Source organism: Actinophytocola sp. (assembly GCF_036402745.1).
Classification (GTDB): domain Bacteria; phylum Actinomycetota; class Actinomycetes; order Mycobacteriales; family Pseudonocardiaceae; genus Actinophytocola.
This window is the reverse complement of record NZ_DASWSJ010000087.1, coordinates 35,190-47,950: the sequence shown is the minus strand read 5'-3', so window position 1 is coordinate 47,950 and position 12,761 is coordinate 35,190. Positions and strand designations below refer to the sequence as shown.

Annotated in this window: 14 protein-coding genes; 13 read left to right on the top strand and 1 reads right to left on the bottom strand. The window is 73.8% G+C overall.

Annotation, left to right across the window (positions count from 1 at the left end; genetic code table 11):
• Positions 1–26: 26 nt before the first annotated feature.
• A complete protein-coding gene (locus VGD70_RS08610) occupies positions 27–380 on the bottom strand; it encodes a DUF5335 family protein (protein ID WP_331079882.1) in 354 nt (117 codons plus the stop codon).
• 189 nt (positions 381–569) lie between these two features.
• Here VGD70_RS08610 and VGD70_RS08605 point away from each other — a divergent pair, with 189 nt between their 5' ends.
• The 13 genes from VGD70_RS08605 (at position 570) to VGD70_RS08545 (ending at position 12,705) form a co-directional block, all read left to right on the top strand.
• Entirely contained in the window at positions 570–968 is a 399-nt protein-coding gene (locus VGD70_RS08605) for a PRC-barrel domain containing protein (RefSeq protein ID WP_331079880.1), read from the top strand.
• The gene (locus VGD70_RS08600) at positions 965–1,291 is read left to right on the top strand and encodes a hypothetical protein (protein WP_331079878.1); all 327 of its coding nucleotides are present in this window, start codon (positions 965–967) and stop codon (positions 1,289–1,291) included. The genes VGD70_RS08605 and VGD70_RS08600 overlap by 4 nt, the downstream gene beginning before the upstream one ends.
• Positions 1,292–1,415: 124 nt before the next feature.
• Positions 1,416–2,117 (top strand): response regulator transcription factor, encoded by a 702-nt coding sequence (locus tag VGD70_RS08595; protein ID WP_331079877.1) that lies wholly within the window; start codon positions 1,416–1,418, stop codon positions 2,115–2,117.
• Positions 2,114–3,547: a HAMP domain-containing sensor histidine kinase gene (locus VGD70_RS08590; protein WP_331079875.1), complete on the top strand. Its 1,434-nt coding sequence runs from the start codon at positions 2,114–2,116 to the stop codon at positions 3,545–3,547. The genes VGD70_RS08595 and VGD70_RS08590 overlap by 4 nt, the downstream gene beginning before the upstream one ends.
• A gap of 44 nt (positions 3,548–3,591) precedes the next feature.
• Positions 3,592–4,224 (top strand): DUF998 domain-containing protein, encoded by a 633-nt coding sequence (locus tag VGD70_RS08585; protein ID WP_331079874.1) that lies wholly within the window; start codon positions 3,592–3,594, stop codon positions 4,222–4,224.
• Positions 4,221–6,260: a glycosyltransferase gene (locus VGD70_RS08580; RefSeq protein ID WP_331079872.1), complete on the top strand. Its 2,040-nt coding sequence runs from the start codon at positions 4,221–4,223 to the stop codon at positions 6,258–6,260. Before VGD70_RS08585 ends, VGD70_RS08580 begins: the two co-directional genes overlap by 4 nt.
• Positions 6,187–6,498: a hypothetical protein gene (locus VGD70_RS08575; protein WP_331079941.1), complete on the top strand. Its 312-nt coding sequence runs from the start codon at positions 6,187–6,189 to the stop codon at positions 6,496–6,498. Before VGD70_RS08580 ends, VGD70_RS08575 begins: the two co-directional genes overlap by 74 nt.
• Before the next feature lie 137 nt (positions 6,499–6,635).
• A complete protein-coding gene (locus tag VGD70_RS08570) occupies positions 6,636–7,574 on the top strand; it encodes an ABC transporter ATP-binding protein (protein ID WP_331079870.1) in 939 nt (312 codons plus the stop codon).
• Positions 7,571–8,419, top strand: a complete 849-nt coding sequence (locus tag VGD70_RS08565; protein ID WP_331079868.1) for an ABC transporter permease — start codon at positions 7,571–7,573, stop codon at positions 8,417–8,419. Before VGD70_RS08570 ends, VGD70_RS08565 begins: the two co-directional genes overlap by 4 nt.
• 26 nt (positions 8,420–8,445) lie before the next feature.
• On the top strand, positions 8,446–9,720 hold the full coding sequence (locus VGD70_RS08560; protein ID WP_331079866.1) for a sensor histidine kinase: 1,275 nt from the start codon (positions 8,446–8,448) through the stop codon (positions 9,718–9,720).
• Entirely contained in the window at positions 9,717–10,394 is a 678-nt protein-coding gene (locus VGD70_RS08555) for a response regulator transcription factor (protein WP_331079864.1), read from the top strand. Before VGD70_RS08560 ends, VGD70_RS08555 begins: the two co-directional genes overlap by 4 nt.
• A 67-nt stretch (positions 10,395–10,461) precedes the next feature.
• Positions 10,462–12,339, top strand: coding sequence for a Na+/H+ antiporter (locus tag VGD70_RS08550; RefSeq protein ID WP_331079862.1), 1,878 nt, complete (start codon positions 10,462–10,464; stop codon positions 12,337–12,339).
• Between the two features lie 24 nt (positions 12,340–12,363).
• Positions 12,364–12,705: an MmcQ/YjbR family DNA-binding protein gene (locus tag VGD70_RS08545; protein WP_331079861.1), complete on the top strand. Its 342-nt coding sequence runs from the start codon at positions 12,364–12,366 to the stop codon at positions 12,703–12,705.
• Positions 12,706–12,761: the final 56 nt, after the last annotated feature.

Genomic DNA, 12,761 nt, shown 5'->3' with positions numbered 1-12,761 from the left:
GTCACGCCACGGGTGCCCCGGCCCGGTCAGGACGCGGCGGCGGGGAAGAAGGTCACCAGCGTGGTGGTGCCGTCCTCCTCGACGACCCGCACCGCGGGCTGCGGCACCTCGTCGACCGCGATGTCCACACGGGACGGCCGGTACACGATGTGCCGGAGCACGACCGGATACCGCGGGGTCCGGCCGCCGACGGCGACGATGACCACGTCGTCCTTCGGGTCGTAGTTGAGGTAGGAGAACGGCATCCGCTCGGCCTCGGGCTCGTAGCCGATGGTCGGGTCCAGCACCTCGATCGTGACCTCGTCGCCCTCGTGGTCGGAGGTCATCCGATCGAAAGCGGCCAGCCACTCGTTGCGGTTGAGCGTTCCGGTGTCGGCCATCCCTTGCCCTCCCTCATCGCGGGCTCATCGCAGTCTCATCGCGGTCCCGTCGGTCCCCCACGGTCCGTCACCGCGGGACGCCGCCGCCACGGCCTGGCAGGTCGAGCCGGACCGGCACGGCTGGGCCTGGCAGGCCGGTCCCGGTCGCGCCGGGTTTCGCGGGCGGGCCGGCCGGGTAGGTGCGAGGGCGTGAACGTTCCCGACGACCTCGGCCGGCCGATCGCCTACACCGTGCTCCGCGAGGGTACGCCGGTCCACGACCCCGCCGGTGCGCGTGTCGGCGTCGTCGAGCACGTCGTCGCCGACGACGTCGCGGACATCTTCGAAGGGCTCGTCGTGCACACCGTGCCGCTGCCGGGCCGGCACCTGTTCGCCGACGCCGACCAGATCGCCGCGCTGCACGAGCGGGGTGTGCTGCTGGCCGTCCCACGCGAAGAGCTGCACGACCCGGACCCCGCGCGGCCCCGCCCCGAGCGCGAAGACGAGCCCGAGGAGGAACCCGTGGAGAGCCCGCTCGAGGCCCGCCTGCGCCGGGCGTGGGACTGGCTCACCGCGCACCTCGGCTCGGACCGGAGGACACCACCGTGATCGTCGAGATCGCCGTCGAGCGGTACCGCTTCAGCTGCGCGAACTGCGGGCACACCTGGACCGCCGACTACGACGTGCAGTTCCTGGAGGACAACGAGGGCGACGTGTGGGCCTACTACCGCCTGGACGGGGTGCCCGTGCTGAACCCCGCGTTCGACGACATCCTGTGCCCGGTCTGCGGGCGCAACAGGGTGTTCCGCGAGCTGGTCGCCCGGCGGGACGTGCCGGTGGCGGCGGAGGACAAGGACGAGCCCCGGCAGAAGGTGACCGCCGACGCGGACACCCGGCGCGCGACCGTGCCGCACCTGCCCGCCACGCAGTAGCCCCGCGAGTTGTCGGCACCCGGCGTTCGCGGCGCCGGGGGTCCCGCGGTTCCCGCCCCCGCGGGCGTAGCTTGAGAACCGTGAGTTCCGGGTGGCGTGGACCGGGGAGCCGGAAGGGACGGCCGTGCACATCCTGATCGTCGACGACGAGCCCGCGGTGTGCGAGTCCTTGTCGCGGACGCTGCGGTTCGAGGGCTACGAGGTGTCCGTCGCCCACGACGGGGCGGCGGCGCTGGCGATGATCCGCGCGCAGCGGCCGGACGGGGTCATCCTCGACGTCACCATGCCGGTGCTGGGCGGCCTGGACACCTGCCGGGTGCTGCGTGCCGACGGCGACCTCACCCCGGTGCTCATGCTCACCGCGCGCGACGACGTCACCGACCGGGTCGCGGGGCTGGACGCGGGCGCGGACGACTACCTGGCCAAGCCCTTCGCGTTGCAGGAGCTGCTGGCCCGCGTCCGCGCGCTGGTGCGGCGCGGCGGCTACCTGGACGCGGCCACGGGCGGCGACGTGCCGGCCGGGGAGCTGCACTTCGCGGACCTCGTGCTGCACATCGGCACCCGCGAGGTGCGCCGCGGCGACCGGCCGCTGGCGCTCACCCGGACCGAGTTCTCGATCCTCGAGACGTTCCTGCGGCACCCGCGGCTGGTGCTCTCCCGCACCACGATGTTCCGGCACGTCTGGGGCTACGACTTCGGCGCCGCCTCCAACGGGCTCGACGTCTACGTCAGCTACCTGCGCCGCAAGCTCGAGGCCGACGGCGAGGCCCGGCTGCTGCACACCGTGCGCGGGGTCGGCTACGTGCTCCGCGAGGAACCCCTGTGAGGAAGCCCCGTGCGTGGCTGGCGGACCACCGCTGGCGGCGGCTCTCGCTCCGGTCGCGGTTCACCCTGCTCGCCGCGGGCGCGGCGGCGGTAGCCGTGGTGGTCGTGGCCACCGCGTCGTGGCTGATCGTGCAGGCCAAGCTCTACCAGCAGTTCGACGACCAGCTCCGCTCCTACGGGCAGCTGGCGGTCAAGTCCACGTCGGCGAGCGACGCGCTCGCCACACTGCGGCCCGCTGACCGGGCCTCACCCGGCGACGACGGTCCCGACCGGCCGGCCGAGCTCATCGTGCAGTTCGTCGCCCCGGGCGGCGCGGTCACCACCGCGGGTGCCCAGGGAGCCGACCGGGTACCGGTGACCGCCAAGGCGCGTGCGGTGGCCGACGGGCAGCCCGCGCAGGTGGAGCGGCTGCGGATCGGCTACGACCAGTACCGGGTGTGGACGGTGGCCGCCCGGGACGGGGGGCTGGTGCAGGTCGCCCGGGACGCCGAGGGCATCGAGCAGACGCTCACCGAGCTGGGCCTCCTGCACGTGCTGCTGTCGGTCATCGGCGTGCTCGGGGCGGCCGTGCTCGGCCGCTCGGTCGCGCGCGCCGCGCTGCGGCCGGTCGACGCGCTCACCGCGGGCGCCGAACGGGTCGCGCACACCCAGGACCTGAAGGCGAAGATCCCGGTGGCGGGCCGCGGCGAGATCGCCCGGCTGGCGGAGGCGTTCAACGCGATGCTGTCCGCGCTCGGCAGCTCCCGCGCGGCGCAGCGGCGGCTGGTGGAGGACGCCGGGCACGAGCTGCGCACCCCGCTGACCAGCCTGCGCAACAACGTCGAGCTGCTGATCCACGCGGAAGGGTCGGCGAAGGTCCTCGCCGCCGCCGACCGGACCCGGTTGCTCGGCGACCTCGGCACCCAGGCGGTCGAGCTGAGCACGCTGGTCGGCGAGCTCGTCGAGCTGGCCAAGGACGACTCGAGCCCGGAGCCGCCCGTGCCCGCCGACCTGTCCGACATCGTCGGCGCGGCGGTGGAGCGCGCGCGGGCACGGGCACCGCGGGTCCGGTTCGACACCGACCTGACCCGGGTCCAGGTGGTCGGCCACCCGGCGTCGCTGGAGCGCGCGGTACTCAACATGCTCGACAACGCCGCGAAGTGGAGCCCGCCCGAGGGCGCGGTTCGGGTCAGCGTGCGGAACAGCAGCGACCACGCGGTCGTGCGCGTCGAGGACGAGGGCCCGGGCATCGACCAGGTCGACCTCCCCCACGTGTTCGAGCGGTTCTACCGGGCCGAGGCCGCCCGCGCGCTGCCCGGCTCCGGACTGGGGCTGGCGATCGTCGAGCAGGTCGCCGCCGGCCACGGCGGCACGGTGCGAGCCGGCCGGGCGGAGGCCGGCGGCGCGCTGCTGGAGCTGCTCCTGCCAGTCGTTTCTCACCCAACCCTTTGAGGATCTTCATGGTCCTTTAACCATCCGGCGGCACTGTCAAAGGTGTGTCCCTCGTCCGCCGCACCGCGGCCGTCCCGCTCGCCCGGGTGTCGATCGCGTTGCTGGCCGGGTCGCTGCTGGTCGGCTTCTACCTCACGGTCGCGTTGCGCGCGCAGGTGAGCCCGATCGCGAACGTGGTCAGCGACTACGTGTTCTACGGCCCGGGCGACGTGCTCTACGTGCTCGCGGTCCTGCTGCTCCTCGCGGGCGGGGTCGCGGTGCTGGCGTGCCTGCCGGCGCTCGGGGTGCCGGGCTCGCGGCTGCGGACCGTGCTGTTCAGCCTGTGGGGGTGGGGGCTGCTGCTGTGCGCGGTGTTCCCCACCAACCGCACGAGCGGCGACTCGTCGTTCTCCGGTGACATCCACCGGATCGCGGGCGGCACGTTCCTCACCAGCCTGCCGATCGCGGCCTGGCACCTCTCCCGGGCGCTGCGCGCCGACCCACGCCTGCGGTCCATGGCGCTGAGCATCCGCCGGCTCGCCGTGGGCTGTCTCGTGCTCGCGGCGGTGTTCGGGCTCTGCCAGCTCGCCCCGCCCCCGCTGCCCGGCGTGCAGGGGCTGCTCGAACGTCTCGCGCTCGGCGCCGAGGTGGCGCTGCTGCTGACCACCGCCACGACGATAAAGCGGGTGACCGGATGAACGTCGTCCTTCTCGCGGTGGCACTGGCTGCCCTGGCCGCGTGCTGTTTCGCCACCGCGATCCACCTCCAGCACCGCTCGGTGCGCGAGAGCGGCTCGACCACCCCGCGCGGCCTGTGGCGCGCGGTGCGCACCCCGGCCTGGCTGGCGGGCACCTCGCTCGCCGTGGTCGGCACCGGCATGCACGTGCTCGCCCTGTCCATGGCACCGCTCGCGGTCGTCCAGCCGGTCGGCGTGCTGAGCCTGGTGCTCACGACGCTGTTCGGCAGGCACTCCCTGCGGGCGGCGCTCGCGGTGTGCGCCGGCACGGCGGGCTTCGTGCTGCTCGCCGCCACCACGCACAGCGCCACACCCTCCACAGTGGACACCTCGCGGGTGCAGATCGTGCTCGCCGTGGCCGCGCTGGTCGCCATCGCGGGCCTGCTGTCCGCCGGGCGTACCCGGTGCCTCGTGCTCGCGTCGTCGGCCGCGGTCCTGTTCGGGCTGGGCTCGGCGCTCATCAGGGCCGCCGTCCTGAACGGCTCGCTCGGCCTCGCCGCCGAGTCGGCCGCGCTGATGCTCGCCGGTGGCTGGCTCGTGCACCAGGCCTACGCGAGCGGCCCGCCCGCCGTGGTCATCGGCGCGGTCACCGTGATCGACCCGCTCACCGCGGTCGCCGTCGGGATCGGCGTCTACGGCGAGGCGGTCGGCAGCCCGCTCGTCGTGAGCATGCAGCTCGCGTGCGCGGCGCTGGCCGTCGCCGGGGTGATCGCGTTGACCCGCTCCGCCCCGGACCGGCGGCCGACCCGGATCGGCGCCGGCCCGCAACACCCGACGGGACAACGGATCCTGCTGGCCGCGGACACCTACCCGCCCGACATCAACGGCGCGGCGAACTTCGCGAGCAGGCTGGCCGAGGGGCTCGCCGGGCGGGGCAACGACGTGCACGTGGTGTGCCCGTCCCCCACCGCGCAGGGCGGCTCGTCGCTGGTCGGCCGGGTCACCGTGCACCGCATCGCGTCCACCCGCACGCCGTTCCACCCGACGTTCCGGATGTGCACCCCGTGGCAGGTGAGCCGCGCGCTGCCGCAGCTGCTCGCCCGGGTGCGGCCGGACGTCGTGCACGTGCAGGCGCACTTCGCGGTGGGCCGCACGGTGCTGCGCGCGGCGCGCGCGCACGACCTGCCGGTCGTCGCCACCAACCACTTCATGCCGGAGAACCTGCTCGGCTACGGCCCGGTCCCGCACTTCCTGCACGGCCTGATCGCCCGCATCGCGTGGCGCGACCTGGTGCGCGTGTACCGGCGGGCTCAGGTGGTCACCGCGCCGACCCCGCGGGCGGCGAACATCCTGCGGGACAAGGGACTGCCGACCCGGGCCATCTCCTGCGGCATCGACCTCGTCCGGTACGGCGCGGCCGCCGGGCCCCGGCAGGCGTCGACCACCGCCACCGTCGTCTTCGTGGGCCGGCTGGACCGCGAGAAGAACGTCGACGAGCTGCTGCGCGCGCTGGCCCGCACCACCGGCGTCCGCGCCGAGATCGTCGGCGACGGGGTGTGCCGGGCCGAGCTCACCGAGCTCGCCGGCCACCTCGGCATCGCGGACCTGGTGCGGTTCCACGGTTTCGTGCCCGACGACGAGCTCGTGGCCGTGCTGCGCCGGGGCGACCTGTTCTGCATGCCGGGCACCGCGGAGCTGCAGAGCATCGCCACGATGGAGGCGATGGCCACCGGGCTGCCGGTGGTCGCGGCCGACGCGATGGCGTTGCCGCACCTGGTGCATCATGGCGTCAACGGCTACCTGTACCCGCCCGGCGACGTCGCGGCCCTCGCGGCCGCGCTGGACACGCTCGCCGCCGACCCGACCGCCCGGCTCGCCATGGGAACGGCCAGCCGGCAGATCGCCGTCCACCACGACCTCGCCACGACGCTGGACAGTTTCGAAGATCTTTACCTGACCCTGCATCGAGAAGAAGAGAGCGCACATGACCACGCCGGACCAGCCGACGCAGCCGACGCCCGACGAGCCGAGCGCGAGCACACCGCCGCCGCCGGCTGACCAGCCGACCGTGAGCACGCCGCCGGCCGAGCGCAAGCGCGGCCGGCTGGCGCAGGACGCGGGCGCGCTCGTCCGCAACCGCGTCGCGCAGCTCGTCGCCGTCCTGGTGCTGGGCGGCGCGATCGGCGCGGGCGTCACCGCGCTGGTCGGCGGCGACGAGGAGGGCGACGGTGGCGACGACCGGGGTGGCCACAGCCGCCAGCAGGAGGACGGCCGCGGCGAGGGTGACGGCCGCTGACCGCCGGGTGGTACCGCGGTACCACGCGCCGCGGGGAGTTCCCTCCGCGGTACCACGGATCGCGCGGGTCCCGGCCATAGCGTTGCGGGTGTGACGGGCCGGGACGTCCGGCCCGTGTGGACGCAGGGGACGAAGCGATGATCGAGGCACACCAGCTGACGAAGCGGTACGGGGAGAAGACGGCGGTGGACCGGCTGGACTTCACCGTCAAGCCGGGAACCGTGACGGGCTTCCTGGGACCGAACGGCGCGGGCAAGTCCACCACGATGCGGATGGTCATCGGGCTCGACGCCCCGACCAGCGGCTCCGTCATCGTCAACGGCCGCCGCTACGCCGAGCACAGCGCACCACTGCAGGAGGTCGGGGCCCTCTTGGAGGCCAAGTCGATCCACCCGGGCCGCACCGCCTTCGACCACCTGGCGGCGCAGGCCTACACCCACGGGATCCCGCTCCGGCGGGTGCACGAGGTGATCGAGCTGACCGGGCTGCAGTCCGTCGCGAAGAAGCGGGCCGGCGGGTTCTCCCTCGGCATGGGCCAGCGCCTCGGCATCGCCGCGGCGCTGCTGGGCGACCCGGCCACGGTGATGCTCGACGAGCCGGTCAACGGGCTGGACCCCGAGGGTGTCCTGTGGATCCGCAACCTGCTCACCCGGCTCGCCGCCGACGGGCGCACCGTCTTCGTGTCCTCGCACCTGATGACCGAGATGGCACTGGTCGCCGAGCACCTCATCATCGTCGGCCGCGGCCGGCTGCTCGCCGACACGACCGTGCAGGAGCTGGTCCGCCAGGCCGGCGGCGACACGGTGAAGGTCGCCACCGCCGACCCGGCCCGCCTGCGCGAGGTCCTGGCCGGCCAGGGCGTCGAGATCACCGGCCACGCCGGTTCCGAGGAGCTGCAGGTGACCGGCTTGTCCGCACGCGACATCGGCCTCAGGGCCGCCGAGCACGGCATCGCGTTGTTCGAGCTCAGCGCGAGGACGTCCTCGCTGGAGGAGGCCTTCATGGAGCTGACCCGCGACGCCGTCGAGTACCACGGCAGCACCGGCGCCACCGAGACCCTGGGGAGCGCGGCATGAGCACCGTCACCTCTCCCCTGCCCTCCGCGGCCACCCCCGCGCCGCCGACCCGCCCGGTCTACAAGGTCACCGCGCTGCGGGTGCTGCGCTCGGAGTGGGCGAAGCTGTGGTCGCTGCGCTCCACCTGGATCACCCTCGCCCTCGCCCTCGTCTTCCTGGTGGCCTTCGGCCTGATCGCCGCGGCGCAGTACAAGTCCAGGATCAGCTCCGGCCAGCAGATGGACCCGGACTTCGCCAACGCGAGCGCCGTCACCCTGGCCTTGTTCGGCACGAACTTCGCGCAGCTGGCGCTGGGCGTGCTCGGCGTTCTGGTCACCGCGGGCGAATACTCCACCGGCATGATCCGCTCCACGCTGGCCGCGGTCCCGCGGCGGCTGCCCGTGCTGTGGTCCAAGGCGGCGGTGTACGGCGTGGTCGCGCTGGTGGTCGCCACGGTCGGGGTGTTCATCACGTTCCCGATCGACAGCGCCATCCTCTCCGGCACTCCCGCGGCGATCACGCTGTCGGATCCCGGCGTGCTGCGCAGCCTGCTGGGCGCGGGTCTCTACCTCGGCCTGGTCGCGGTGATCGGTGCCGCCCTCGGCGCCCTGCTGCGCTCGATCGCGGGGGGCATCTCGGTGCTCGTCGGTGCGCTGATGCTGATCCCCGGCCTGATCTCGCTGCTGCCCACCGCGTGGCAGGACAACATCAGCCCGTACCTGCCCAGCAACGCCGGCCAGTCGATGTTCGCGCTGACGCACGACTCCACCACGCTGTCCCCCACCGCCGGGTTGCTCGTCTTCCTCGGCTGGACGGTGCTGGCGCTGGGCGGGGCCGCCTACCGGCTGGTGCGCACGGACGCCTGACAGTCCACGATGGACAGGTGACACCCGTGAGCGGCGATGGCATCACCGGTGTGCCGCCGCATCCGCTGGTCAACCGGCTGACCCAGGTCGGCCAGCGGATGCGGAAGGCCGACCGGGACCACCCGTGGATCCTCGACACGGCCCTGATCGCCGGGGTCTTCGTCCTGTTCTGCCTGCCGGACCTCGCGCGCGGCGGCGAGCACGGCGACCCGCGGGACCCGCCGATCGCGTTCACCCACCTGCCCGTGGCCGGCGTGCTCGCGTTGCAGGCCGGCCTGCTGCTGCCGCTGCTGTGGCGGCGCAGGGCACCGTCGCTGGCGTTCGGCGCGATCGCGGTGGTGTTCCTGGTGCAGTGGTCGCTGGGCGCGTTCCTGCGGGCGGACGTCGCGCTGCTCATCGCCTTGTACAGCCTGGCGTTGCACGGACGGCTGCGGCGACTGCCGTGGGCGTGCGCGGCCACGATCGGCCTCATGGTCCCGGTTGCCGTGCGCGTGTCCAGCGCGGTGTCCGTGTGGGAGGCGTTGTTCTTCCTGCTCAGCGCCGCCACCGCGGCCGTCGCGCTGGGCTTCGCGGTGCGGGTGCGCCGGGCCCAGCTCGCCAGCCTGCGGGAGCGCGCGGCGCGCCTGGAGGTCGAGCGCGACCAGCGCAGCAAGCTGGCCGCCGCCACCGAGCGCACCCGGGTGGCCCGGGAGATGCACGACATCATCGGCCACAACCTGTCGGTCATCATCACCCTGGCCGACGGCGGCGCGTACGCGGCGGAGGTCACGCCGCAGCGGGGCCCGGAGGCGCTGCGGCTCATCGGGGACTCCGGTCGCCAGGCTTTGGGCGAGCTGCGGCGGATGCTCGGCGTCCTGCGCGAGCAGACCGACGAGCCCGAGCTCAACCCCCAGCCCCGGATCGCCGACCTCGAGGCGTTGTGCGCGCGCATCCGCGCGGCCGGACCGGAGGTCGTCTACAGCTCCCGCGGCGAGCTGGACATCCTGGACCGCGGGGTGCAGGTGATGGCCTACCGGATCGTCCAGGAGGCGCTCACCAACTCCCTCAAGCACGCCGGCCCCGATACCCTCGTCCACGTCGGGGTGACGGTCGAGGCCGCACGGCTGTGCGTCCGCGTCGAGGACAGCGGGCGGCCCGGCGGCACGAGCGAGCCGCCGCACGAGGAAGGGCACGGGCTGGCCGGCATGAGAGAACGCGCGGCCCTCTACGGCGGCACGGTCACCGCGGGTCCCGCCCCCGGTGGCGGGTGGACCGTGCAGGCCGTCCTCGACCTCAGCCCGCTCCCGGGCGGCCCCACGTGACCACCGTCCTCATCGTGGACGACCAGCCCCTGCAGCGCTTCGGCTTCCGCATGCTGCTGGAGGCCACGCCCGACACCGAGGTGGTCGGCGAGGCCGCGCACGGGGCCGAGGCCGTGCGCAGGGCGGCCGAACTGCGGCCCGACGTCGTCCTCATGGACGTCCGGATGCCCGGCATGGACGGCATCGAGGCCACCCGGCGCATCGTCGCCGCCGGCGGGCGCTCGCGCATCCTCGTCCTCACCACGTTCGACCTCGACGAGTACGCCCATGCCGCGCTGCGGGCGGGAGCCAGCGGCTTCCTCCTCAAGGACGCCCGCCCGGAGGAGCTGCTGGCCGGGATCCGCGCGGTCGCCGGGGGCGACGCGGTCATCGCCCCCGCGCTCACCCGGCGCCTGCTCGACGCCTACGTCCACCACCTGCCCGCGACCCCGCCGGACCAGGAGGGCCGGCTGGACCCCCGCTGGCAGGCGCTGACCGACCGGGAGCGGGAGATCCTGGTCGCCATCGGGCACGGGTGGACCAACGGCGAGATCGCCGAGCGCCTGGTGCTGTCGGAGTCCACCGTCAAGACCCACGTCGGCCGGGTGCTGGCGAAGATCGGCGCCCGCGACCGCATCCAGGCCGTGATCCTCGCCTACGACCTGGGCCTGACCCGCCCCAACGAACCCGGCTGAGCCTGCCGGCCCCGTCCGCCGATCGGCCGGCGGGCGCGGCCGGGCGATCCGGGGCCATGATTGCGTCGTGCACATCGCGGCGGAGTTGGTGGCGCTGGTCGTGACGGTCCTCGTCGTCACGGCGGTCGCGCGACGCCTCGACTGGCCGCCGCCGCTGTGCCTGATCGCCGTGGGGGTCGCCGCGTCCTACCTGCCCGGTGTGCCGGAGTACCGCCTGTCCCCCGAGGTCGTGCTGGTCGGCCTGCTGCCGCCGCTGCTGTACTCGGCGGCGATCCAGACGTCGCTGCTCGACTTCCGCAAGCTGCGCGGACCGATCGCGCTGCTGTCGGTGGGCCTGGTCGCGTTCACGACGATCGGCGTCGGGCTGGTCGCCTGGGCCGTCGTGCCGGGCCTGCCGCTCGCCGCGGGCATCGCGCTGGGCGCGGTGGTGGCGCCGCCGGACGCGGTCGCGGCGAGTGCCGTCGCGCGCCGGGTCGGCATGCCGCGCAAGCTGGTCCGGCTGCTCGAGGGCGAGAGCCTGTTCAACGACGCGGCCGCGCTGGTGGCCCTGCGCACCGCCATCGCCGCGATCTCCGGGTCGATCACGCTGTGGCAGGTCGGCCTCGACTTCGTGCTCGCGGCCGTCGGCGGCGCGCTCGTGGGTGCCGTGGTCGGGTTCGCCACCACGATGGTGCGGGCCCGGCTGGACGACCTCGTGACCGACACCGCGCTGTCGTTCGCCGTGCCGTTCGTCGCCTACCTGCTCGCCGAGGCGATCCACGGCTCGGGTGTGTTCGCGGTGGTCATCGCCGGGATCATCATCGGGCACAGGTCGCCGGCCATCCTGTCCGGCTCCGCGCGGCTGGCGAGCCGGCACAACTGGCAGACCATCCAGTTCCTGCTGGAGAACATGGTCTTCCTGCTGATCGGCCTGCAGGTGCGGCAGATCATCGAGCAGGTGGCGAACAGCGACCTGCCGCTCGGCACGATCGTCGGCATCTGCGCGGCCGTGCTCGGCGCGACGATCCTGACGCGCGTGCTGTGGCTGATCGGCATCGGCACGGTCAAGCGGATCACCAGGCGCTGGGCCGTCACCCGGACCCACGTCTGGCCGTGGCGCTACTCCGCGGTGATCGCGTGGGCCGGCATGCGCGGCGTGGTCACGCTCGCCGCCGCGTTCATCCTGCCCGCCGACACCCCGCAGCGCGCGGTGCTCGTGCTCGCCGCGTTCGTCGTCGTGGCCGGGACGCTCGTCATCCAGGGCATGACCCTGCCGGGCCTGATCCGGCGGCTGCGGCTGCCCCCTCCCGACCCGGCGGAGGACGCGCTGCAGGAAGCCGCCGTGCTCAACGACATGACGCACGTGGCACTGGCGCGGCTCGAGGAGATCCGCGGTCCCAACGACCCGCCGGAGGTCATCGGGCGGCTGCGCGACCGGCTGCGGGACCGGAGCGACTCGGCGTGGGAGCAACTGGGCCGGCAGAGCGCGCTGGCCGAGACCCCGAGCGACGCGTACCGGCGGCTGCGCCTGGAGCTGCTGCGGGTCGAGCGCGAGCAGGCGCTGAAGGCCCGCGACAACGGCACCGCCGACGACGTCGTCCTGCGCCGGGTCCTGCTGCGCCTCGACATCGAGGAGTCGATGCTCGACCGCGACGACGCGGAGCCGGCGGGGACCGACCGCGAGCTGCGCACCCCCGCCACCACGGCGGGGTCGTGCAAGCACCTGACCCACGAGTGGAAGGAGGTCGAGCCGAGTGCCAGGGACAGCTGTCCCGCCTGCGTCAAGGAGGGCACGACGTGGGTGCACCTGCGCCTGTGCCTCAAGTGCGGCACCGTCGGCTGCTGCGACTCCTCGCCGCGCAAGCACGCGACCCAGCACTTCTACGACTCCCGCCACCCGGTGATGCGCAGCTACGAGCCGGGCGAGACGTGGCGCTGGTGCTACGTGGACAAGCAGCTGGGCTGAGGCGGCGTGCGCGAGAATGATCGCGTGGGTGTGCCCAGTGGTCAGTTCCTGCGGATGGTGGACGAGCTCGCCGAGGTCGAGCGCGCGGAGGCGAGGGACTACCTGTCCTTCAGCGTGTGTGGCAAGCGGTTCGGCTACCACTGGCCGCGGACGAAGACGGTCGGCCTGAAGCAGACGCTGTCCGAGCAGCTCGCGCTGGTCGCGGAGCGCCCGGAGGTGTTCGAGGTGCAGTTCACCGCCGGCGGCTTCGGCTGGGTGGTGGTCCACCTGCCGAAGATCGACGCGGACGAGCTGACCGAGCTGCTGTACGAGGCATGGCGCCTGTCGGCCCCCGACGCGCTGGTCGAGGAACACCCGCTCCGATGACGGCGCGGTGACCGGAAGCCCGGGTGCCCCGCGAGAGATCACGGGGCACCCGGACG

Coding starts and splice junctions, on each gene's coding strand:
- VGD70_RS08610 (WP_331079882.1), bottom strand. CDS start 380: ATGGCCGACACCGGAACGCTCAACCGCAACGAGTGGCTGGCCGCTTTC.
- VGD70_RS08570 (WP_331079870.1), top strand. CDS start 6,636: ATGATCGAGGCACACCAGCTGACGAAGCGGTACGGGGAGAAGACGGCG.
- VGD70_RS08575 (WP_331079941.1), top strand. CDS start 6,187: ATGACCACGCCGGACCAGCCGACGCAGCCGACGCCCGACGAGCCGAGC.
- VGD70_RS08580 (WP_331079872.1), top strand. CDS start 4,221: ATGAACGTCGTCCTTCTCGCGGTGGCACTGGCTGCCCTGGCCGCGTGC.
- VGD70_RS08565 (WP_331079868.1), top strand. CDS start 7,571: ATGAGCACCGTCACCTCTCCCCTGCCCTCCGCGGCCACCCCCGCGCCG.